Source organism: Rickettsia endosymbiont of Hedychridium roseum (genome assembly GCF_964028255.1).
Classification (GTDB): domain Bacteria; phylum Pseudomonadota; class Alphaproteobacteria; order Rickettsiales; family Rickettsiaceae; genus Rickettsia; species Rickettsia asembonensis.
This window is the reverse complement of the sequence record NZ_OZ034753.1, coordinates 518,675-540,797: the sequence shown is the minus strand read 5'-3', so window position 1 is coordinate 540,797 and position 22,123 is coordinate 518,675. Positions and strand designations below refer to the sequence as shown.

Genomic DNA, 22,123 nt, shown 5'->3' with positions numbered 1-22,123 from the left:
TAAGCTTAACATATTATGGGACTGATTTCTTAAATTATCAGGAAAATTTAAAAGAAATTCAGACAAACTTAACTCCTAATATTAGGGTAATTGACCCTAATATACTTTCTAACAATTTTAAAAATGATTCAAAAAATGAAATTAAAGATGTAACTCAAGGATTTTATCACATTTCTAATAATCCAATTATTAGAAATATGGTTATAACAAATGTTTTAGATTTAATTGAAGCATGTATAAATAGTAGTTTTATTAACTACACCGGAAATGATGGCAATACATTAATTGCATTGACCTTACTCATACAGGACCCTACTGCTGCTATAGGGCCTCTTGTTTCTCAAGGAGCAAAAATCAGTATTTTATGGTGTGGAAAAAATATAATAAGCACACTATTCCAATCATATAAAACTTCTTTAATACAAAATACTCAAGATTTAATTGAACAAAAAGCTTTAGAACTGTTACTAAACGAGGAATATAAAAGTAAAATCTTAGGATTAAAGGATATAGAAGCTATTACTAATAATTTATTTATTGATCTTCATAATACTTTTACTATTGGAATTTTACAATTAGGGAATTTAACCACTCAAAAAATTATACAGCTTATTGCATTGCAAGATATAATGAATTTAGTTCCAGGAGCTATTATATTTAATGAGTTTGAAAATATTAAGCAAGGATTTTTAAATATATTATATCAACTGGATATTTCTTATAGGAAAGAAGCGGAGAAAATTAACGAAAATAAAGCTTCTATAGTAAGAAATATATCCTCTAACACTTCAAATATCTTGTTAACTGATTCTGCTCAATTTGTGCAAAATCAATATGCCAAGCAACTTAAAGCTAAAAAAGAAATATCAAAGAAAATGTTGTTTTTAGATAGCACAAAAAATACTATAACTACTATATTAGATATCTCAGATAAATTCATAAAATCACTTTACTATATTTATAAAGTAAAAAATGGAGAGATTACACTTGAGCAAGCTCTACTACTTAATCCTTGGCTTGAAACTTTAAAATCATTCTTAACAAGTTCCTCATTAAAAATAATCTTTAGTGGAGCAGCTATATCACAAGCAAGAATTACAAAATTAATAGAGGCAATTTCTTCTGAGGATAAAAAAGGAATAACATGGTCTACTAATGATACAAATGATGAACTTGTAATTTCTGATTATAACCTAATTATAGAAGAAAGAACTATTTTGAGTTTTGAAAAATTAGTATTAAAACTAGGAGCACATTATCTTCTTTCAGCTTCCTCAGGAAAAGGCAAAACTACTTTTTTAAAGAGTTTAGTAAATTGTATTGCTGACCCATGCCATAGCGTTGGTGAAATTTCCATACCTACCCATTATCAAAATCCAAAAATAATATTTATTGATCAGAATAGTTACATACCGGCTCAATCTACTTTATTTGAAGTAATAACCTCTGGTCTTGATCAATCAATCATTAAAAGTAATAAACAATCATTAGAAGAAAAAATTAACACATTATTTATAAAATTGGATCTAGCTACATTAATTACGCACTTAAGTGATAAAAATTATGATGTAATAAATGCACCAAGTGGCGGTCAAAAGAAAAAAATTGGAATCATTAAAGCTATAATTTCAAACCCTAAAATATTAATTTTAGACGAGGTGTTTGCCAATCTTGATAAAATATCTATAGAAAATGCACAACAAGCTTTAAAAGAATTTTTACCGGAAACTTTAATGCTTGTAGTACATCATGACGGTAAATCTCATGATTATAATAATTTTTATGATCAGTATATAAATCTTGAAGATTTGTACGCTGAAATAAAATTATTAGGAGAATAGCTATTCTATTCAAACCTATATACTTTACTTTTCATTTATCATAAGTATATACTAAATCTAGGTGTTCAATTATGGGAGTTTTTTAAGATTTCTTTATAGACTTCAAGGTTTTTTCTTAGCATCAGATCAAGAGAGAAATTATTAATTACCGTATGTCTTGCTGCTTCTTGGATTTTCTTAGCAGTATCAGTACCTAAAATCGAGAAGCAATAATCGATTTTCTCTGCTAACGCTTCGGCATTATTTGGTTCTACGTGGAAACCGGTTATATTATTATTTATCGTTTCTACTGCCCCGCCGATATTAGTTGCAATAACAAGCTTCTCCATCGCCTGCCCTTCTATAATAGTACGTCCGAAAGCTTCAGGCTCGATTGAGGCAGAAACGATAATATCGGAAATCCCGTATAGGTTTATTATATCCGAATCATTACCGAAAATTTGAATTTTATTTTGAAGTTTTAGAGTAGCTATAAGCTCTTTGACTCTATTAGTAAAATTGGGATGTCTAGATATATCACCAACCATTAAACAATAAAAATCTCTATGTTTTAACTTACTTAATGCTTCTACTAGAACAAGATGTCCTTTCCAGCTTGTCATTCTAGAAGGCATTAATATTATCGGCACGTTGCTCGGTGCATCATATTTATCACGACATTTTTTAAGTTTTTCAGGCGTTAAATTTGCCGGATCAAAATAATCACAATTTACTCCACGCTCAATTACTACTATTTTGTCTTCATCAATTTTATAGTTTTCAAGCAAATGTTGTTTTACAAAATTGGATACAGCAATAACTTTCTCGCCTTTTAGCATTATGCTATTATAATATTTTTTAAAACTATTCGGAATATTATAAACCCCATGAAAAGTAGTCAGAAATTTAGCGTTCGTCCATTTTGTTGCTAGATATGAACTCCATGCCGGTGCCCTTGATCTTGTATGAACTATATCAACATTATATTTTTTGATTATTTCTGCTATCAATTTTGCATTATTCAGAATTACAAAAGGATTTTTACTGCTACTATTCATTTCAATATGCAATATATCTTCCTTATCTAACTCTTTAACTAGAATACCGCCTGCTGAAATTATGATAGGAGTATGACCGAGAATTTTAAGATATTTTGCAACTTCTATAGTACCTCTTTCAACCCCTCCCGAGAATAGAGCAGGAACTACTTGCAAAATAATATATTTATTGTATCGTTTACTTGACTTTAATGAAGGCATTAAATCTCAATCTATTAAAATAATTATTTAAAATGCACAAGCTTTATAATAAAACACAAGACAAATTTATTGTCTATGATAATTATAGAATAATTAATACAAATATTCCATCTGTAATTTTTTTACACGGCTTGATGTCTAATATGCAATCAACTAAGGCTATCTATTTAATAGATTATTGTAAAAAAAACAATTATAATTTTATTGTTTTTGATAATTTCGGCCATGGAAACGCATCAGGACAATTTGAGGAGCAAACAATTAGTGATTGGTTAGAAGGAGTATCACTAATTTTAGACAAATTAATTGATACGAAGGCAATATTAGTAGGTTCGAGCATGGGAGGATGGTTAGCACTTCTTGCAGCTTTAAAATTTCCTGATAAAATAAAAGGGCTTGTGTGTGTAGCCCCTGCTCCGGATTTTACTGAAGATATTTGGCAAAATATATCTCTAGACGATCAAAATAAGATGCAAAAAGAGGGAATATTAGAAGTAAGGGGTAAAAATTGTGAGCATAAATATCCTATAAGCTATAAACTGATAGAAGATGCAAAAAAACATTTATTATTGATAAAGAAACAGATTGATATAAATATACCGGTACATCTAATTCATGGAATGTTAGATGAAGACGTGCCTTATAATGTTTCAGTAAAATTATTAGAAAAAATAATAAGTAAACAAATAGTAATGAAGCTAATTAAAGACGGTCACCATAATTTATCTAGAGAAGAAGATTTAAAGGTAATGACAAATTCCTTAGAAGAAGTAATACAGCTTCAAACATTAAGCTCTTGACACCAAATTTTGCAAGATTCGCTTATACTCACGTATTAATTATACGCTCCGTTAAGCTCACTTTTAAATTTAGCGTCAATATCATAATGCTTTTTGCTGTATAGCATTAAACAAAAAAAATAAAGAATATGTATAGTAAAATAAATAAAGTTCATGATTTTAAAGAAGTTATAGAAGCGTTAAAACAAGCCGATAATACTAGCTTGGTGCTTTTTGATGTAGATGGAGTAATTGTAATGGATAGTGATGAATCTAGGTTAACACATGATTATAGAAAAGAATTAATGAAGAACATTGAAAAAACACTTACTAGAAAAGAATGTGAATTATTACTTAGCGTTATTCTTAAAGGAAAAAAATCTAGGTTCGTTAATTTAGATATTTTAAAAATATTTACTCTACTTAAAGAAAAAAATATTCCGGCAATGGGGCTTACTAAACTTCCTACCGGTAAATTCGGCGTAATTGAAGATATGATCGAATGGAGAATTCGTGAACTCACTGAATTAAAGGTAAATTTTCAAGAATTTTCACCTTTAGAAGATGAAATAACAATCGAGGATTTTAATATCGGTTACGGTAAACCTACATTAAAAGATGGCATAATTTATACTGCGGAATATGATAAAGGAAGCGTACTTGAATATGTATTACGCAAAACAGATTATTATCCGCAATCAATAATATTTATTGATGATATAGAAGAAAATTTACTATCATTACAAGAAATTTGTAAGAAACTAAAAATTAACTATCAAGGATTTGAATTTATGGGTTCTGCTATCGTTCCTGAACCTGATCTTGATGAACAATTAGAAAAAATCAGATTTGAAATTCTAGAAAAAGAATATAAATGGTTAACGGATGAGGAACTTAAAAAGCATACTTTGTCATAACTTGGAGGTATTGTTGCGTGGGCCGGTAAACCCACTCTGTCACCCCGTGGCTTGACCACGGGATGACAGAGGTGAAATCCATCCACGCGGGCAATACCTAACGCAGACAAACTAACTAGATGACACCTATTCAACTTATAGTATAATATTATGCCCGCAAAACTTATTGTTCTTTTTACCTTACTTAATTTCCCTTTCTACTATAGCAAGTAAAAAGGAAGAAGAAAAAATTACAGGAGTAAAAGCAACTAAAGTACAAATTGCCGAACTTTACGACATATTTAATATTGTAGGGCAATGCCAGAATGATAATAGCCGTGATTATTATGCTAATGCCATTGGAGTAGTTGAAAAAGTCTCAGCACATCAAGGAGAAATAGTAAAGAAAGGAGATATATTGCTAGTTATAGATAAAAACATAGCAGAAGCCACTAAATCTAGAGCAGCAGCTTTATTAAATACAAAACAAGAAGATTATAATAGAAAAGAAGCTTTATTTGCTAAAAAATTTGTAAGCAACTAGGAATATAAAAGGTCAAAAAGCGAACTTGAAGATGCTAAATTTAATTATTCCAAAGCTCTAAAAACATATAACGACATGATAATTACTGCACCCTACTCCGGTAAAATAGGCGTAATTAAGTCTATGGTCGGTGATGAAGTAAAAATAGGCAATTATCTTTTTAGCATTACCGGAACAGAAAACTCACAAAGTATTTTTATTGAATTGCCGGAGTCTTTAAGCGGAAAAGTTGGAGTCGATACTGAAGTTTTAATTGCAGGAAAAATTAAAAGTACAATCGGGGCAGTATCGCATTACTTATCAGATAACGGTACTTTAACAGCTAAAATTATTTTACCTATGGGGACAAAAATCCTGCATAATAGCTTCGTAGATGTTACGCTTATAATTAATCCTCACAAAAATCTAACTGTTCCTGAAAGTTGTATTCAACGAAATAATCAAGGTAACTTTATTTATAAAATAGACGGTGATACGGTAAAACAATTATATGCAAAAATCGGCACACGTACAGAAGGTCTAATTGAAATTACCTCTAACGATATTAAAGAAGGCGACTTAGTTGTTACCGAAGGTATGACTAAAATCGGCGACGGCTCAAAAGTTAAGATAATTGAGGAATAGTTATTTATATATGCTTTCTAAGCCATCTCTGTATTCTAGAGATTGTTGCACGTATTCCTTCTTGCCTTATAGAAGTAATAGTTAACAAAATCAAAATTTTTGTCACAAAGCAATAGGTTTGTATTTTTTGAATTACATAATTATTGTTGAAAAAAGAAATATTACTTTTTTTATAGTCTTTATTTTCTAATAATCTTAATTGTGTAACAGCCGCTAATAACAAATTAATAGTAAACGGACTAAATTTACTTAAATAAGGATCATTAAGAACATAAGAAGTAATATTTATTAAACCTACTGAATATTTATTTGGGTCCATAAACGTATTAGTACCACCGCTAATTCGTACTTTAGACAATTCTTTGTCTATACCACCTATTGAGTTTTTACTAGCAATAGATATCCATAAACAACAATCTTCACCGCTTCTTATATTTTCAGGAAATAAATTTTCTTGGAATAATGTCAAAGTTCCCATAACTGTCGGCATTGCTATTGGACAAGTTTGTATAACTTGAGGAAAAACATTTCCACTAAAAAACCCAGAATGAACAGATTCTATATATTTTCCTTTTTCATTTATTTTTTGATATGAAGTATGAGAAAATATAAAATTATTTTCTTCCATAAACTTTAATTGGATTTCTATTTTATCCTTATAAAATAAATCGTCTGAATCAAGGAAAGCAATATATTTCCCTATAGCATTTTTAATACCTAAGCTACGTGCAGCAGCAGGTCCTTCATTTTTTTTATGAAAATATCTTATTCTTTTATCTTTTTTGCATATTGAAGTTAATTCTGATATATCATCAGTCGATCCATCATCTATTATAAGTATCTCAAAATTTTTGTGTGTTTGAATAAGTACACTTTCTATAGCTTCAATTGCCCAATTTATTCTATTATATACCGGTATAATAACACTAACTTTAGTATCATGTAGTACTTGCTTAGCCATAGTATTTGCTAAATCACAAGCTTTTTTATACGGAGTATTATTTGATAAAAAAGTAGCTGTACGAGTTAAAAATAAATAAGGAGAACTTTCCATTTTGATCATTTCTTCTTCTGTTAACTCGTGAAGAAACGATGACCATAATACATTACATTCTTCATTATGATTTGATATTTTTTTACTACCTTGCTCTGAATGAAAACGAGATTTAATTAGGATAGACTCGTCAAAATGAATAGGGGCAACACGGAGAATTTTAAACCATAAATCATAATCTTGCGTTGTCGGTAAAGCTTCATTAAATATACCGATTTCATGAAAATATTTAGCAGGAATTAATAATGAACAACCATGTATTAATCCTCGTAATAAAGGTAATAAAGAAATATTAAGTTTATTTATAGGTAGCACACTATCCGGTTTAATATAACGTAAAGAGCTTCCTTTTTCATCAATTAATTCATAACCGCCATAAATAATAGTATCTTTATTATCTAATTTATTTAATATGTTAACTTGATGCTCGATTTTATTAGGATAATATATATCATCATGGCTAAGCCACGAAAAATACTCCCCTTTCATGTTTTTTATACCGTAATTTAAAGCCGAACCACAACCACCGTTTTCTTTATGAAAATAGCGTATTTTATCACCGTATGATAATGCTACATTTTCTGTCTCTCCATTATCTTTAGAGCCATCATTAACAACTACAATTTCAATATTTTCATATGTTTGGGCTAAAGCACTATCTATCGCTTCACGCATATAATTAGCCCCATTATAGACAGGTATAATAATGGAAACTAAAGGACAATAAATATTTAAAGGTTTATCTTTTTTAGTTATCATAACTTTTAGAAATAATTTATAAAATTTTAGTTTTATTGTGGCATTGCTAACTAAAGAAAGATAATAATAAAAAGCTCGATGTCATCCCGTGATTTATGAACTAGAGCCAGTTAAAAATACTAAATTTATTAGTATTTTAAGTTATTTTCCTAGATCTAGTTCCCAAGCCACGGGATGACATCTCTCTTTAGTTAGCAATGCCTTTATTGTTTAAATTTTCTATAGAGCTTTAAAAAAATAGATTCTTCTTCACTAATAATTAGTTTATTTTTAAGAATTTTTATTTCTTCTAAAGCATTATTTAGCTCTGTTATAGTATTATTTAATTTAATTTCATAGTTTAAGTTTTTCTCTTCACTATTTTTAAATGCATCTCTAGTTTGCAGCAATTGTTTTAATATATCTTGGAATTGCAAACCTAATTTTTCTAAAAATTCCGGAGCCCAAGCTGAGATTGGATAGTTAAATAGTTGTTTTATAGGCTTTAAGTCTGAGTTACTGGATATACAGATTATAGAATTAGGAGGATTTTTTTCAGAATGTGTGTCGTTAGTTACGCCATCTAATCCTTCATATAAAAATTCTTTATTCTTATATGATTCAAAGTCTTTTTCAGTAATCCAATGAACTAAGTGATGTATATTACCGTCCGGTTCATTAAAAGGTACATTTACTATTAATCGTTTTTTATACTTAATATTAAGTACTAGATTTAGCCCCTCTTCAATATGCTCAAGTGCATGTCGTGATACGATATAGTCGTATCCTTCTGCCTTTTTAATAAAACTAACTAAATCAGATTTAATATATTTTATATTAGATGCTCCATAATTTTGTTCAGCATAAATTATAGATTCTTTACTAATATCTATTGCTGTAATTTCTACTCCTAATATATCGCTTAGCATGAAAGTTCCGTGTCCTGTTCCACAACCTATATCTAAAATTTTTATTTTTTGATTTAGCATTAATGGACTATTAAGTATATCGGCTTCTATAATTTTTTTAAAAAATTTATAACTACTTTTATGACGAATTACCTCTAAAACATCATGAGTTTTCCCAGGAATTAATCTTTCACCATCATTATAAATTTCTTCTAATATATACATATTTTAATTATTATAATTTTAACAAATATTCGGCGATAAATGCAGCAGGGTTTTCTACAGGATCAAGCATCTTTTTAAATTGATTTCTGCCACTACTATTTTCATGATAAGGTAAATAATGATTTTGCTTAATAAATTCTATATAGTTAATAATATCTTGCGGCTCATAAGTAAAATACATATATTTTTTTAATTCTTTAGATAGAGCATTGCTATTAAATTCATTATTCCAACCATTACTTAAGTAAATTATAGGCTTATCGGCAACTACTACTTCAGCAAGAGATGGAGTACCGTCACTTATTACAATATCCGACACCATTATATCATCCAGTAACGACCTGAATGCATGTGCAGAAACAGTAACATTCTTTAAAGAGTTAAATCTACTTAATATATTATCCATATCACTTTGGCTTAAGTAATTTTTACTGACCGCATAGGTAAATAGTGTAACATGTGGTCTTATAATAAAATGAATATCAGGATGTTGTAATGCATAATTATAGAAAAAATAGTGATAATTTAAGAAAGTAGAACCTCCTTCATATAAATCTCTGTTTTTAAACGATAATTCCCATCTAGGAAGCCATAAAATGGTTTCCGAGTTTGGTTTTTCTCCAATGTTATAATTTCTTACTTCATAGTATGGTTGATAACCTGAAACAATAACTCTATCCTTAGGAAATTTATAATTACTAATAAAGATATTCTTTGTACTTTCTGAATCAACAAATACCGTCTCTATGAAACTTGATAACTTATCATCATCAATATTTTTTTTGATGAAAGATATGCGGACCATAGACTATATACATAATTTTTGTTTTAGTTCCTCTAAAACTCTTATACAAATTAGCAGCCGTAAAAGGTTCTGATATATAGCCTTGAAAATTTTCGTAAGGGTTTTGCGTAAAAATAAAATCCGGCTGATAATTTTTTAATTCAGAAATTTCACATTTTGTATTAACATTTGAATAAGAAGCATACTTACCGCATGGATATATCACATCTTGTGTATCAAATTTACTAATAAACTCGGTATCTATTCCTCCTTGAATATTGGGATGAGGATGAGGTACTATTACAATTTTGACATCATGACCTATTTTTTTCATCTCATTATACATTGCGTATACGCCTTTGCCGCCGAATGTCTCTGTACTAACAAGAAAAACTATTTTTTTATAAGAATTTTCTTTGGAATAGCAAAAAGAAGATATAAGAGTTATTAGTAAAAAAACACTTAAAAATAAAGTGTTAGGTTTTATTAATTTAAAGAATTTCATGTTTTTGATATGATAATAATGAATAGGATTACTTCTAAAACCATACTGTGCGATTAACATAATCCACATAACTTAAAACTATACGCAATATTTTCTTTGATACAAGACCCGCTTCGGCATAATCCGGCACGATATCTTGCAAGCGTTTATTATTCTCGTGTTCTTCCGTAATAGCTTTCACCGATTGTAGTACCCGTTCAGCTTTAAAGCCCGACATAATAAGCACTCCGGCATCCATACCTTCAGGACGCTCATGTGCCTCTCTAATATTTAAAGCAGGTAAATTAAGTATTGATGCTTCTTCAGTAATAGTACCGCTATCGGATAAAATACAAAACGCATTCATCTGGAGTTTAACGTAATCTGTAAAACCAAAAGCCGGTAAAAACCTTATTTTATCACCAAGCTCCTTAAACCCCTCTAAATCCTCAAGCCTTTTTTTAGTCCTTGGATGTGTTGAGAAGATTACGGGGAAATTATACTCTTTAATAAGCGTTTGTAAACTACTTAATAATTCTTTCAGATTACTTTTGACGTCGACATTTTCCTCACGATGTGAGCTAATTAAGAAATACTGCTTTGCTTTTAACGATAATTTATCTAAAATATCCGACTTTAATATTTTAGGTATAAAGCGATCAAGGACCTCAGGCATATGCGAACCTGATTTAAAAATAAGCTCAGGCGGCAAACCTTCAGCAATTAAATAACGTCTTGCATGCTCGGTTAACGTAATGTTAACGTCGCTAATATGATCAATGATTTTACGGTTTATTTCTTCAGGTACACGCTGATCAAAACAACGATTTCCTGCTTCCATATGAAAAATCGGAATTTTACGGCGTTTAGCAGCAATCGCCGATAAACACGAATTAGTATCGCCGTAAAATAAAACGGCGTCGGGTTTTTCTTTCTCAAGTACCTCGTCTACTTTTTCGATAATAAGCCCGATAGATTTTGCCGTATTATCTGCCGCTACTTCTAAGAAATAATCAGGCTTTCTAATTCCCATATCATCAAAAAAAACCTGATTTAATTCATATGCATAATTTTGACCGGTGTGAACTAGGAGGTGATTAGTATATTTATCAAACTCGGAAATCACGCAGCATAGTTTAATAAGTTCAGGACGAGTACCGACAATCGTCATTACCTTAAGCATTTTTTAGCTCCTCTTGTACGTAATCAAGCGTCAGTAATAACTCTTTTACTTCTTCTAAATTTAAACGTTTTGTATTATGGGAAGTGTAATCCTCTAAAAGAGCTACTTTCTTTTCACCTTCAACAAAATATTTTGCATAATTAAGATCACGCCCGTCCATAGGAATACGGTAATAATCCATTAAATCATCAACTTTTGCCATTTCTTCAGATGATACTAGCGATTCGTAATGTTTTTCGCCGTGACGTGTACCGATAAAACGTATTTCATTTTTACTATCGAATATATCTTGTAACGCTTTTGCGAGTACTTCAATTGTACTTGCTGGAGATTTTTGTACGAAAATATCTCCTTGACGTCCATGCTCAAACGCATATAAAACTAAATCTACGGAATCTACAAGCGACATTAAAAAACGTGTCATTGACGGTTCTGTAATGGTTAATTCCTTACCTTGTTTTATTTGATTGATAAAAAGAGGAATTACCGAACCACGAGATGCCATAACGTTACCGTATCTAGTGACGCAAAGCACAGTCTCACCTGGAGAACGCATACGTGCTTTTGCTATTGCTAACTTTTCCATTAATGCTTTAGATAATCCCATTGCATTAATTGGATATACAGCCTTATCGGTACTCAGTACAATAACTTTTGTAACTTTGTTATTAATAGCAGCACTTAAAACATTTTCAGCACCTAAGACGTTAGTATTGATTGCTTCCATAGGATAAAACTCACAAGTCGGAACTTGCTTTAAAGCGGCGGCATGAAATACATAATCTACACCATGCATTGCCTCATCAATACTTTTATAATTACGTACATCCCCGATATAGAATTTAAGTTTTGAGTTATTTAAAGCAATACGCATATCCTCTTGCTTTTTTTCATCTCTACTAAAAATTCTAATTTCCTTAATATCATTGATAATATCGGATTTAAGAAAACGAAAAAGCACCGCATTACCAAACGAACCGGTGCCTCCTGTAATCATTAAAGTTTTATCTACAAACATTATTTATTTAGTACCTTATTTTATTATATTTTATTATTATTTTAAAATGGTGTCATACCGTGGTCAAACTGGTCTTGTTGCATTGATCGTTTTATGTCATTCCCGCGTAGGCGGGAATCCAGTAAAACCTATAAAAAAACTTGTTTTTTTAGGTTTATTTTTTAAATAAATAACTATTTATATCGACATTTGAAGTTATTTTTCTGGATTCCCGCCTACGCGGGAATGACATTGAGTAGTTTTTCCTATCCATACAACAAGCCCTATCAAGCGAACTAGGTGACAAGAGCGGACAAACCTATATTCGCAATGACGGCCTTACTACCCAAACTCACACATAAGCCTTACAAGCTCACGCCACTCTGTAGGCATATATCCCGTCGCTTCATTAAAACGAGTAGCATCTAGCGAGCGATCTATTACAAGCTCATCTGACGGAATAATATCGATTTCTTTATTATATATTTCCGCTACTAATTTTAACAATTCTAACTTATTAATCGGTTTTGATGCAACATGATAAAGCCCATGCAGTTCTTTATTCGGTAATACAAAATCCCTTATTATTCTTGCAAGCTCTACTGTCGGAAATCCTGAATAAATAGCTTTTTCAAAACCTTTCACTTGCCCTTCTGCACTTAAAAACCAATTGATTAAGCTTCTATTACCTGCTAGCTCATGACCTATAATGGAAGTACGCAGCGTAATAGCATGCGGATAATCTACTTCGCCAAGGAATTTAGAACGACCGTAAAGGTCATAACAGTCAGGAAAATCGCTTTCCTTATAATTACCTTTTTTTCCTGAAAATACACAATCAGTACTAATATGGATTAACCTTGAATTAGCTAATTTACATAAATTAGCTAACCTATGCGGTAGCAAACTATTGATCGGCAATGCTTTTAACGGATCGTTTGCATCAGCTAATTGCTTTACAAGCCCTATACAATTTATGACGACTTCGGGTTTTGCTTTATTAAATACCTCAACTAACGAATCATGATTCTCAACATCTACATTTGTAATTAATTTATCGGATAAATCTTTAGAAAAATAAGAACGAGTGGAATTATTTCTAGCTGTCGCATAAACGTCAAACTTACTATCCTGACTTAAAAATCTAAACATACTGTTACCCAGCATACCGGTAACACCTAGAATTAATATTTTCATGATATATTTTATTTATTTTGCATCGTTTCTATCATAAATAATATATCTTTACAATAAGGTTTTTGAAAAGCTAGAAATTGTATAATTATCAACGAATTAATTTAATATTAGCGTTTTTTATTTTAAGTCCTGCCCATATTTTATCACTAGTATATATAGCTATATCATAATATATACCGGTAGCAATACAGGCTCTATCGCAAAGCGATAAGCCATATTCTTTAGTATAACTAATTAATTTTCCTGCTAGAATTGCAATGTCTTCAGAAAATGGAATAATTTCCGGTATAATATCAGTTATTATTTCATCTATTTCATGTGCAGGAATATTTGCTCTTGTAAGTACACTAACAAATTCACTTAAATTAACACTTGATATACTACTACTTGCTATAATATCTTCTAATAATTTATAGCCCGGTTCTCTCTTTAAAAGTGCAATAACTGCAGAAGTATCTAATATAGCCTGCTTAGATTTTACCGGTGTTTTATTCTTTTGCAGCATCTTCTTTTCTCATAAGCTTTAATTCTTTATATAAATCAACATCTTTATACTTATCCAATATGTTTCTTGCTTTTTCTATATTTGAATGAAAACTCGATATTATTAATTCCGAATCGTTATACTTAATTGTTACCTCGTCTCCTATTTTAAGTTTTAATTTATGTCTTACTTTTATAGGAATAGCAAGTCTACCGTTATTATCAATATAACTTTTTTGTACTATCATAAAAAATAATTAAATTAATTTTTTGAACTTTTTTATATTTTATTCTTTTTGATGAAATTAATCAATTTAATAAATTGATTAATTAATAATTTTTTGATTTTAAATCTAAAACCTCTTAATCGAATCAAGCACGGTTTCAAGAATCATACTAGCAGCTACTGCATCATCATTGTTATTACGGTCTTTTCTTTTAACACCGAATGATTTAAGGAAATTATTCGCAGCTTTTGTAGTTAGTCTTTCATCTTGTAAATATATAGGCAAGTTTATAGATTTTGTTAATTCTTCTGCAAATTTCATCACTATATTTGTTTGCTCCGTTACTGCTCCGTTCATATCAATCGGTAGACCTACTACAACACCGCAAACTTTATATTTTTCTATAATATTAAGCAAGGAAGTAATAACGATTTTTTTATTTATCTCAATTATAGTGTTTAAGGGCATAGCAATACTACGTTCTTGATTAGATAATGCGATTCCTAATTTTTTGCTTCCGTAATCAATAGCGATAAGCGGAGCATTTGGTATTAAAAGCTGATAAAATTCTTGAAGATTTTTTATGATCATGATAGTTATAAAAATTACTTTATTAATTATTATATATGCTAAAAACTATTCAAAAACATTTAGATACGAAATTAATTAAATTATCGGCTATTTTAGCCTTTATTTATTGTTTGTTATTTAATACCGCAATATTGATTTATAAATTTGATTATTATAAAGCAACGATTTTTAGAGGGATATTAGAGCTATCAAAAGATTTTTGTTATATTTATATATTTTCTTTTATAGCATTTTTTGGTCTTAGCGTACATAAATTAGTGTTAAAAATCGGCGTAGGGTTTTTATTTATAACATCCGCTATTGCTAGTTATTACATTTATTTCTTCAAAATCAATCCTACTAAACAAGTAATAGGTAGTTTTTTCTCAACGGATTTAAACGAAGTTTATGAATTAGTCAGCATTAAATTAATAATATGGATAATTTTTTGCCTTTTTAGCTGTTTTTATACTCTCAAATCTTTTGCTGCCGAAAATTCTAAATCATTCGTAACAAAATTATTATCTGCCGCTTGCTTACTTATTTTTGTATATAATATTATTACTCCTTCATTTAAGATACTAAAAAATTATTTTCCCATTCAGTATTTACATAATAGCTACCTTAATTTTGCCGGAAACCTAACCGGTAAAAATTATGCATGTATAGATATTAGTAAGCAATATAACTTTATAGATAAATCAGATAAAGATATTATCGGTGTTTTAGTTATAGGAGAATCGGCAAGATTTGATCATTTCGGTATTAACGGTTATGAAAGAGATACGACTCCTTACTTAAAAACTGCCCAAAATCTAACTTCTTTCAAAGCTAAATCCTCTTCTAATCTTACCTATCTTTCCGTACCGTCATTACTTTCACGTTATCCTGCAAGTCAAATTGAAAATACTAGACAAGAGAACAGCTTTTTATCAATTTTAACAAATCTTGGCTTTAATACTACCTGGATCGGTACTCAAACTTTAATGAGGAGTTTCGCAAATTTTGACCTAAGTAATATATATAATGACGTTAATTTTACTATAGTACCGGGCGGCTCTGCTCTATTTTCTTTAAATGATCATGATGAAAAAATATTGCCTTTTATAAAAGAAATAATAACAAATTCAGAGAAACAATTTTTAGTAGTTCATACCTCAGGAAGTCACTGGAACTATAACGCAAGATATCCTAAAGAATTTGAACATTTCACTCCTACCTGCCATATTAAAGTTAAAGGAGATGCAAGTGATTGCGATAAGCTTGCTTTAGTTAACAGCTATGATAATTCAATTTTATACACCGATTTTTTTTATCTAATTTAATAGATTTGCTTAAAGATAAAAATGCATTTTTACTATATGTATCCGATCACGGCGAATCGTTAGGAGAAAATGGTTATTACGGTCACGGTGGTCCACTACTTGCAGAACAAATAACAGTGCCGCTTATAGTTTGGGTATCAGATGATTTTAGAGAAAAATATCCTGAATCGGTAGACTCAATTAAAAATTATGCTAATACTGAAATTAGCCATGATTATGTATTTCATTCAATCCTTGACTGTTTAAATATAGATTCCGACATAGTAGATAAAGACTTAAGTATATGTAAATCTAGTTAAAAATTATTGAATTATTAAAAAAATTTATATATAAATTAAAATCTCAATAATTATATGATTTATTATTATGTCTGATATACCTAAACTAGACGACTATTATTATAGATTTTTACAAAGTATTTTACTTAAAACACTAGAACAAAATAAAGCCGCTGAAACTTATTTATTACAGAAAGATTTTAATAGTGCTTTAAATGAGATAAAAAATATAAATGAACAACTTGAAGAATATTCAAGCATTCTTTCTTTACTCAAAGTAATTAAAACCCATTTTATTGATAAAAAATTATATAATTAAGTACCGTTTAATTTAAATCCTTTTTTTATAATTAAAAATAATATAGAGTGGAAATAAAAAAAGGTATTGAATTATGGAATATGCATTATTAATTTTCAGTATTATAGCGATTTTAGTTATAATACAAATGGTTAAAGTTGTACCTCAACAACAAGCATGGGTAGTAGAGAAATTGGGGAAGTTTGACAAAGTACTACAACCCGGTTTAAACTTACTAATCCCTGTTATTCAAAGAGTAGCATACAAACATACTTTAAAAGAAGAAGCCATAGATGTTACCGCTCAAACGGCTATTTCAAATGATAACGTGACATTATCTATTGACGGTGTTTTATATGTTAAGATCATTGATCCGATGGCAGCATCTTACGGGGTTAACAATCCTTACTATGCTATAACGCAGCTTGCTCAAACTACTATGCGTTCGGAAATCGGTAAACTTCCTTTAGATAGAACTTTTGAAGAACGAGAAACTTTAAACGTAGCGATTGTAGCAGCTATTAATCAGGCTGCTATAAATTGGGGTATACAATGTATGCGTTATGAAATTAAAGATATACAGCCTCCTCAAACTATCCTTAAAGCTATGGAATTGCAGGTAGCGGCTGAGCGTCAAAAAAGAGCTCAAATTCTAGAATCTGAAGGTAATAGACAAGCAAAAATTAACCATGCAGAAGGTGAAAAAGCACAAATCGTACTGAATTCAGAAGCTTCTTATACAGATCAAGTTAACAGAGCAAAAGGTGAAGCTGAAGCAATAGGCTTAGTCGCTACCGCTACGGCAAATAGTATTGAGATTGTCGCAGCTGCCGTACAAAAAACAGGAGGAAGCGATGCAGTAGCTCTTAAAATAGCCGAGCAGTATATTAGTGCATTCGGTAATTTGGCTAAAGATACCAACACCGTAATTTTACCCGCAAATCTTTCAGAACCGAGTAGTTTTGTAACCGGAGCGTTAACTATATTTAACCAATTAAAAGCTTCTTCAGAAAAGAAAATAGATAAGTAGCAATTTATAAAGATTTATTATTGTAATAATAATTAGTTTTATATATCATATCAGATTATTAATTAATAAAAGGTTATGAATATGTCAGTATTTGTCGGCAAAACTGCTCCGGATTTTACAGCTAAAGCTATTATGCCTAATAATAATATAGACGAAAAGTTTAAACTTAGCGATTATGCTGCAGGGGATAATATAGTGTTATTTTTTTATCCTCTAGATTTTACTTTTGTTTGTCCATCGGAAATTATAGCATTTCACAATAAGCTTGGTGAATTTACCGAAAGACGTACTAAAGTAGTAGCTGTTAGCGTTGATTCTCATTTTAGCCATTTAGCTTGGAAAAATACTCCACATAATAAAGGCGGACTTGGACAAGTACAATTTCCAATGGTTTCCGATATAAAAAAGGATATTTCTTCAAAATATAACGTACTTAATGAAGACGGTGTTGCTTTGCGTGGAACTTTTTTAATTGATAAGGATTTCATAGTACGTCACATGCTAGTTAACGACTTACCTATCGGTCGTGATATTAATTATACATTAAAAGTAATTGATGCTTTAACTCATCATCAAAAGCACGGCGAAGTTTGTCCTGCCGGCTGGCATAAAGGTGAGGAAGCAATTACCCCGTCACATGAAGGTATAGCACATTATTTAAGCTCACATGCTGAGAAGCTGTAGTTTTTTACTGTGTCATACCAAGGCTTGTCCGGTCTTGTTGCATGGTTCTGATGTCATTCTTAGCAACGGCGGGAATCCATAAAAAAATAACCTTAACATTGATAAAAAATTATATTTTAACAAAATAAGCATATAAAAGCACAAATTTTTATACGCTTGACTGGATTCCCGCCTACGCGGGAATGACATACAGCACTAACCACTATCAAATAACCCTAAATAATGCTAAAAGAATTATTTTCTGCTCCTAAAATATCTTATGATATTGAAATAATTAATATTTTACGTCTTATTAGGAGTGAAAATATCGGTCCTAAAACTTTCTTTAGTTTAATTAAATTATTCGGTGATGCAGCAACTGCCATAGATAACGCTCCGGATTTTTCATTGCGAGGCGGAAAGTCAAAACCAATTAAAATTTTCAGTAAAAGCGATGCTGAAAAAGAGTTAGAGCTTCTTGAAAAAGACAATGCTAAGATTATCACATATAAATCTCCGGAATATTCAAAATTATTACTTGAAATTTATGATCCACCTCCAATATTAAGCTATAAAGGTAATATAGAGTTATTAAATCATAATAAATGCGTTGCAATAGTAGGTGCAAGAAACGCTTCTGCAAACGGAAGAAGCTTTGCTCATAAAATTGCAAATGATTTAGTAAAAGAAGGGTATATAACTATTTCAGGATTAGCAAGGGGGATAGATAGCAGCGTACATCAAGCTGCAATTTCTCAAACTATCGGAGTTATTGCAGGCGGTATTGATCATATATATCCACCGGAAAATAAAAAACTATTTGAAAATTTAGCAGAAGAAGGTTTAATATTAGCTGAGTTACCTATCGGCTCTACTCCGCTTGGAAAACATTTTCCACAGCGTAATAGGATAATATCGGGACTAGCCTTAGGAGTAGTGATAGTAGAAGCAAGCTTAAAATCCGGTTCATTAATAACTGCAAAATTTGCACTTGAACAAAATAGAGAAATATTTGCCGTTCCCGGCTTTCCTTTAGATCCAAGATGTCAAGGTACAAATAAATTGATTAGAGAGGGAGCATATTTAGTGGAATCAGTGGACGATATTGTAGCTAATTTACCGCAATATGAAGAATTTATGAAAAAAGATGATGGATTATTTAAGGATTTTGTTGAGCTAGGAACAGTAAATACGAGATATGTTAAAGAACCGTCACAAAAGGAGCGTACTGCTATATTGGAATTATTATCGGCAGTACCTATAGATTTTGAATATTTACAAAAAGAAACGGAATTACCGCTTCCTATTATATATACGGTAATATTAGAATTAGAACTCGCCGGCAAAGCAATACGTCACGCCGGCAATAAAATATCATTAGTTTATAATAAATAGATGAAATTAGTAATAGTAGAATCGCCTGCAAAGGCAAAAACGATAAATAAATATTTAGGTGATGAGTTTAAGGTCATTGCATCATTCGGTCATATTAGAGATTTACCTTCTAAAAAAGGCTCAGTGTTACCTGATGAAAATTTTGCGATGAAATATGATATTTCCGATAAAGCCGGTAAATATGTAGATGCCATAGTTAAAGATGCTAAAAAAGCTGATGCAGTATATCTTGCAACCGATCCGGATCGTGAGGGTGAAGCTATCTCATGGCATGTTGCAGAGGTAATAAAAGAAAAGAATAAAGTTAAATCCGATGATTTTTTCAAAAGGGTAGCCTTTAATGAAATCACTAAAAAAGCAATTATTCATGCCGTTGAGAACCCTAGAAAACTTGATACTAACTTAGTAAATGCCCAGCAAGCAAGAAGAGCTTTAGACTATTTAGTCGGCTTTACCCTTTCACCTCTTTTATGGCGTAAATTACCGGGATGTAAATCGGCGGGACGTGTACAGTCCGTGGCTCTGCGATTAATATGTGAGCGAGAAGATGAAATAGAGCGTTTTAAGTCGGAAGAATATTGGGATATTAGCCTTAAAATGCAAAATAGTAATAATGAATTATTTACTGCTAAATTGACTCACGTAAACGATCAGAAGTTAGAAAAATTCTCAATTATTAACGAAAAAGACGCCAAAGATTTAACCGAAAAATTAAAATCTCAAAATTTTCATGTTGATAAGATAGAAAAGAAACAACAAAAACGTCAGCCGCAACCTCCTTTTATTACTTCATCACTACAACAAGAAGCAGTAAGAAAATTAGGTTTTAGTGCTAAAAAGACTATGCAAATAGCACAAAAACTTTATGAGGGCGTTGACATAGGTAAGGAAACTATAGGGCTTATTACCTATATGAGAACCGACGGCGTTACATTATCAAATGACGCAATAGCTGATATACGTAAGTTAATCGATAAAAATTACGGTGACAAATATTTACCGACTAGCCCTAGAATTTACAAATCCAAAGTAAAAAATGCTCAAGAAGCTCATGAAGCTATAAGACCGACAAATATTACTTATACTCCTGATAGCTTAAAAGAAAAGCTAGAAAAGGATTATTATAAACTCTATGAACTAATTTGGAAAAGGACTATAGCCTGCCAAATGGAAAATGTGATAATGGATTTGGTAGTTGCAAGTTTAGCTTCGGAAAATAAAGAATATTTGGCAAAAGCAAACGGATCAACTATAGCATTTGACGGGTTTTATAAGGTTTATCGTGAAAGTGTGGACGATGAGGCTGAAGAAGAAAATAAAATGCTGCCGCCTTTAAAAGAACAAGAACCGCTTAAAACTAAAGAAATTATTCCTAATCAGCATTTTACAGAACCTCCTCCAAGATATTCGGAAGCAAGCTTAGTGAAAAAACTTGAAGAGCTTGGGATCGGTCGCCCTTCGACCTATGCTAGTATTTTATCGGTTTTACAAGATCGAAAATATGTTTCTCTTGAGAAAAAACGATTTATGCCTGAAGAATTAGGACGTTTGGTAACGGTATTCTTAGTCGGTTTTTTCAAGAAATATGTAGAATATGATTTTACTGCAGGTCTTGAAAATGAATTAGATGAAATAGCGGCAGGTAAGCTTGAGTGGAAAGCTGCTTTAAATAATTTTTGGAGCGGTTTTAACCATAATATTGAATCGGTAAACGAACAAAAAATAACCGAGATTATTAGCTATGTACAGAAAGCCCTTGATTATCACTTGTTCGGTGAGAATAAAGAATCTAAAGTTTGTCCTTCATGTAAAACAGGCGAACTTAGCTTAAAGCTTGGTAAGTTCGGAGCGTTTTTAGCATGTAGTAATTACCCTGAATGTACTTTCAGAAAATCTATTGTTAGCGGTAACGATAATAACGAAAATGAAGGCGACCTTGCCGCTACTCCTAATGAGAATAAAATTTTAGGCACTGATAAAGACGGGATAGAAATATATCTAAAAAAAGGACCTTACGGACCTTATATTCAACACGGCGAACAAGAAGGCAAAGTAAAACCAAAACGTAGCCCCGTACCTGCTAGCTTGAATCAAAACGACATCACACTTGAGATGGCATTAAAGCTTCTAAGCTTACCGCTAAAAATAGGTATTCATAAAGATAGTGGCGAGGAAATTATGGTAGGATACGGTAAATTCGGTCCTTACATAAAATATATGGGTAAATTTATTTCAGTGCAAAAAAAATATGATTTTCTAAATTTAAGCTTAGATGATGCGATGAAATTAATTGAAGATAATAAAGCGAAGTTAGAAAAGAAACAGGCGTAAGAATGTCATAATCGTCATTGCGAGAAGAATT

19 protein-coding genes and 4 pseudogenes are annotated in these 22,123 nt (G+C 30.9%); 11 read left to right on the top strand and 12 right to left on the bottom strand.

Features of this window, described 5'->3' with window-relative positions; all coding sequences use genetic code 11:
* Nucleotides 1-197 precede the first annotated feature (197 nt).
* Nucleotides 198-1,841, top strand: coding sequence for an ATP-binding cassette domain-containing protein (locus tag AC5587_RS03125; protein WP_499162825.1), 1,644 nt, complete (start codon nucleotides 198-200; stop codon nucleotides 1,839-1,841).
* A gap of 65 nt (nucleotides 1,842-1,906) precedes the next feature.
* On the opposite strand, the gene AC5587_RS03120 is transcribed toward AC5587_RS03125, so the two are convergent.
* Nucleotides 1,907-3,079: a glycosyltransferase family 4 protein gene (locus AC5587_RS03120; RefSeq protein WP_499162824.1), complete on the bottom strand. Its 1,173-nt coding sequence runs from the start codon at nucleotides 3,077-3,079 to the stop codon at nucleotides 1,907-1,909.
* A 32-nt stretch (nucleotides 3,080-3,111) separates the two neighbouring features.
* On the opposite strand from AC5587_RS03120, the gene AC5587_RS03115 reads away from it, so the two are divergent.
* The 3 genes and pseudogenes from AC5587_RS03115 to AC5587_RS03105 all read left to right on the top strand — a co-directional run bounded on the left by AC5587_RS03115 (nucleotide 3,112) and on the right by AC5587_RS03105 (nucleotide 5,922).
* A complete protein-coding gene (locus tag AC5587_RS03115; RefSeq protein ID WP_410527004.1) occupies nucleotides 3,112-3,879 on the top strand; it encodes an alpha/beta hydrolase in 768 nt (255 codons plus the stop codon).
* A 128-nt stretch (nucleotides 3,880-4,007) separates the two neighbouring features.
* Entirely contained in the window at nucleotides 4,008-4,775 is a 768-nt protein-coding gene (locus AC5587_RS03110) for a DUF2608 domain-containing protein (RefSeq protein ID WP_499162823.1), read from the top strand.
* Between the two features lie 147 nt (nucleotides 4,776-4,922).
* Nucleotides 4,923-5,922, top strand: a pseudogene (locus AC5587_RS03105) (efflux RND transporter periplasmic adaptor subunit).
* Nucleotides 5,923-5,926: 4 nt separating this feature from the next.
* On the opposite strand, the gene AC5587_RS03100 reads toward AC5587_RS03105, so the two are convergent.
* From AC5587_RS03100 to capD, 5 genes and pseudogenes are all read right to left on the bottom strand, one after another.
* Complete coding sequence (locus AC5587_RS03100; protein WP_499162822.1) at nucleotides 5,927-7,735, bottom strand: glycosyltransferase family 2 protein; 1,809 nt, start codon at nucleotides 7,733-7,735, stop codon at nucleotides 5,927-5,929.
* A gap of 623 nt (nucleotides 7,736-8,358) precedes the next feature.
* Nucleotides 8,359-8,841, bottom strand: a pseudogene (locus AC5587_RS03095) (class I SAM-dependent methyltransferase); the annotation flags it as partial.
* A 16-nt stretch (nucleotides 8,842-8,857) separates the two neighbouring features.
* Nucleotides 8,858-10,205 (bottom strand): annotated as a pseudogene (locus AC5587_RS03090) (hypothetical protein).
* Nucleotides 10,171-11,298: a non-hydrolyzing UDP-N-acetylglucosamine 2-epimerase gene (gene wecB / locus AC5587_RS03085; protein WP_499162821.1), complete on the bottom strand. Its 1,128-nt coding sequence runs from the start codon at nucleotides 11,296-11,298 to the stop codon at nucleotides 10,171-10,173. The pseudogene AC5587_RS03090 and the gene wecB overlap by 35 nt, the downstream one beginning before the upstream one ends.
* Complete coding sequence (gene capD, locus AC5587_RS03080; RefSeq protein ID WP_499162820.1) at nucleotides 11,291-12,316, bottom strand: UDP-glucose 4-epimerase; 1,026 nt, start codon at nucleotides 12,314-12,316, stop codon at nucleotides 11,291-11,293. The genes wecB and capD overlap by 8 nt, the downstream gene beginning before the upstream one ends.
* A gap of 46 nt (nucleotides 12,317-12,362) precedes the next feature.
* On the opposite strand from capD, the gene AC5587_RS03075 reads away from it, so the two are divergent.
* Nucleotides 12,363-12,485: a hypothetical protein gene (locus AC5587_RS03075; RefSeq protein ID WP_499162819.1), complete on the top strand. Its 123-nt coding sequence runs from the start codon at nucleotides 12,363-12,365 to the stop codon at nucleotides 12,483-12,485.
* Here the strand turns inward: AC5587_RS03075 and AC5587_RS03070 are convergent.
* The 5 genes from AC5587_RS03070 to ruvX form a co-directional block, all read right to left on the bottom strand.
* Complete coding sequence (locus AC5587_RS03070; RefSeq protein ID WP_499162818.1) at nucleotides 12,471-12,602, bottom strand: hypothetical protein; 132 nt, start codon at nucleotides 12,600-12,602, stop codon at nucleotides 12,471-12,473. The two genes, AC5587_RS03075 and AC5587_RS03070, sit on opposite strands and share 15 nt — an antisense overlap.
* A gap of 35 nt (nucleotides 12,603-12,637) precedes the next feature.
* Nucleotides 12,638-13,492 carry a dTDP-4-dehydrorhamnose reductase family protein gene (locus AC5587_RS03065; protein ID WP_499162817.1) on the bottom strand — a complete coding sequence of 285 codons (855 nt, stop codon included), beginning with the start codon at nucleotides 13,490-13,492 and terminating at the stop codon, nucleotides 12,638-12,640.
* Nucleotides 13,493-13,580: 88 nt separating this feature from the next.
* Nucleotides 13,581-13,997, bottom strand: a complete 417-nt coding sequence (locus tag AC5587_RS03060) for a PIN domain-containing protein (protein WP_499162816.1) — start codon at nucleotides 13,995-13,997, stop codon at nucleotides 13,581-13,583.
* Nucleotides 13,981-14,223: an AbrB/MazE/SpoVT family DNA-binding domain-containing protein gene (locus AC5587_RS03055; protein ID WP_499162815.1), complete on the bottom strand. Its 243-nt coding sequence runs from the start codon at nucleotides 14,221-14,223 to the stop codon at nucleotides 13,981-13,983. Before AC5587_RS03055 ends, AC5587_RS03060 begins: the two co-directional genes overlap by 17 nt.
* Nucleotides 14,224-14,328: 105 nt before the next feature.
* The gene (ruvX, locus tag AC5587_RS03050; protein ID WP_499162814.1) at nucleotides 14,329-14,793 is read right to left on the bottom strand and encodes a Holliday junction resolvase RuvX; all 465 of its coding nucleotides are present in this window, start codon (nucleotides 14,791-14,793) and stop codon (nucleotides 14,329-14,331) included.
* 35 nt (nucleotides 14,794-14,828) lie between these two features.
* Between ruvX and AC5587_RS03045 the strand changes: the two are divergent.
* The 4 genes and pseudogenes from AC5587_RS03045 to AC5587_RS03030 all read left to right on the top strand — a co-directional run bounded on the left by AC5587_RS03045 (nucleotide 14,829) and on the right by AC5587_RS03030 (nucleotide 18,387).
* A pseudogene (locus tag AC5587_RS03045) lies at nucleotides 14,829-16,396 on the top strand (phosphoethanolamine transferase).
* A gap of 67 nt (nucleotides 16,397-16,463) precedes the next feature.
* Nucleotides 16,464-16,694: a hypothetical protein gene (locus tag AC5587_RS03040; RefSeq protein WP_499162813.1), complete on the top strand. Its 231-nt coding sequence runs from the start codon at nucleotides 16,464-16,466 to the stop codon at nucleotides 16,692-16,694.
* Between the two features lie 73 nt (nucleotides 16,695-16,767).
* Nucleotides 16,768-17,703 carry an SPFH domain-containing protein gene (locus AC5587_RS03035; protein WP_010423399.1) on the top strand — a complete coding sequence of 312 codons (936 nt, stop codon included), beginning with the start codon at nucleotides 16,768-16,770 and terminating at the stop codon, nucleotides 17,701-17,703.
* Nucleotides 17,704-17,784: 81 nt separating this feature from the next.
* Nucleotides 17,785-18,387: a peroxiredoxin gene (locus tag AC5587_RS03030; protein ID WP_040257484.1), complete on the top strand. Its 603-nt coding sequence runs from the start codon at nucleotides 17,785-17,787 to the stop codon at nucleotides 18,385-18,387.
* 12 nt (nucleotides 18,388-18,399) lie between these two features.
* On the opposite strand, the gene AC5587_RS03025 is transcribed toward AC5587_RS03030, so the two are convergent.
* Entirely contained in the window at nucleotides 18,400-18,576 is a 177-nt protein-coding gene (locus tag AC5587_RS03025; RefSeq protein ID WP_499162812.1) for a hypothetical protein, read from the bottom strand.
* Between the two features lie 33 nt (nucleotides 18,577-18,609).
* Between AC5587_RS03025 and dprA the strand changes: the two genes are divergently transcribed.
* Together dprA and topA are read left to right on the top strand one after the other, a co-directional pair.
* Nucleotides 18,610-19,761, top strand: a complete 1,152-nt coding sequence (gene dprA, locus AC5587_RS03020) for a DNA-processing protein DprA (RefSeq protein WP_499162811.1) — start codon at nucleotides 18,610-18,612, stop codon at nucleotides 19,759-19,761.
* On the top strand, nucleotides 19,762-22,092 hold the full coding sequence (gene topA / locus AC5587_RS03015) for a type I DNA topoisomerase (RefSeq protein ID WP_499162810.1): 2,331 nt from the start codon (nucleotides 19,762-19,764) through the stop codon (nucleotides 22,090-22,092).
* Nucleotides 22,093-22,123 lie beyond the last annotated feature (31 nt).

Bases quoted from the DNA above. Each gene is read 5' to 3' on its own strand.
- AC5587_RS03125 (WP_499162825.1), top strand. From the start codon at position 198: ATGGTTATAACAAATGTTTTAGATTTAATTGAAGCATGTATAAATAGT.
- AC5587_RS03120 (WP_499162824.1), bottom strand. From the start codon at position 3,079: ATGCCTTCATTAAAGTCAAGTAAACGATACAATAAATATATTATTTTG.
- AC5587_RS03115 (WP_410527004.1), top strand. From the start codon at position 3,112: ATGCACAAGCTTTATAATAAAACACAAGACAAATTTATTGTCTATGAT.
- AC5587_RS03110 (WP_499162823.1), top strand. From the start codon at position 4,008: ATGTATAGTAAAATAAATAAAGTTCATGATTTTAAAGAAGTTATAGAA.
- AC5587_RS03100 (WP_499162822.1), bottom strand. From the start codon at position 7,735: ATGATAACTAAAAAAGATAAACCTTTAAATATTTATTGTCCTTTAGTT.
- wecB (WP_499162821.1), bottom strand. From the start codon at position 11,298: ATGCTTAAGGTAATGACGATTGTCGGTACTCGTCCTGAACTTATTAAA.
- capD (WP_499162820.1), bottom strand. From the start codon at position 12,316: ATGTTTGTAGATAAAACTTTAATGATTACAGGAGGCACCGGTTCGTTT.
- AC5587_RS03075 (WP_499162819.1), top strand. From the start codon at position 12,363: ATGGTGTCATACCGTGGTCAAACTGGTCTTGTTGCATTGATCGTTTTA.
- AC5587_RS03065 (WP_499162817.1), bottom strand. From the start codon at position 13,492: ATGAAAATATTAATTCTAGGTGTTACCGGTATGCTGGGTAACAGTATG.
- AC5587_RS03060 (WP_499162816.1), bottom strand. From the start codon at position 13,997: ATGCTGCAAAAGAATAAAACACCGGTAAAATCTAAGCAGGCTATATTA.
- AC5587_RS03055 (WP_499162815.1), bottom strand. From the start codon at position 14,223: ATGATAGTACAAAAAAGTTATATTGATAATAACGGTAGACTTGCTATT.
- ruvX (WP_499162814.1), bottom strand. From the start codon at position 14,793: ATGATCATAAAAAATCTTCAAGAATTTTATCAGCTTTTAATACCAAAT.
- AC5587_RS03040 (WP_499162813.1), top strand. From the start codon at position 16,464: ATGTCTGATATACCTAAACTAGACGACTATTATTATAGATTTTTACAA.
- AC5587_RS03035 (WP_010423399.1), top strand. From the start codon at position 16,768: ATGGAATATGCATTATTAATTTTCAGTATTATAGCGATTTTAGTTATA.
- AC5587_RS03030 (WP_040257484.1), top strand. From the start codon at position 17,785: ATGTCAGTATTTGTCGGCAAAACTGCTCCGGATTTTACAGCTAAAGCT.
- AC5587_RS03025 (WP_499162812.1), bottom strand. From the start codon at position 18,576: ATGTCATTCCCGCGTAGGCGGGAATCCAGTCAAGCGTATAAAAATTTG.
- dprA (WP_499162811.1), top strand. From the start codon at position 18,610: ATGCTAAAAGAATTATTTTCTGCTCCTAAAATATCTTATGATATTGAA.
- topA (WP_499162810.1), top strand. From the start codon at position 19,762: ATGAAATTAGTAATAGTAGAATCGCCTGCAAAGGCAAAAACGATAAAT.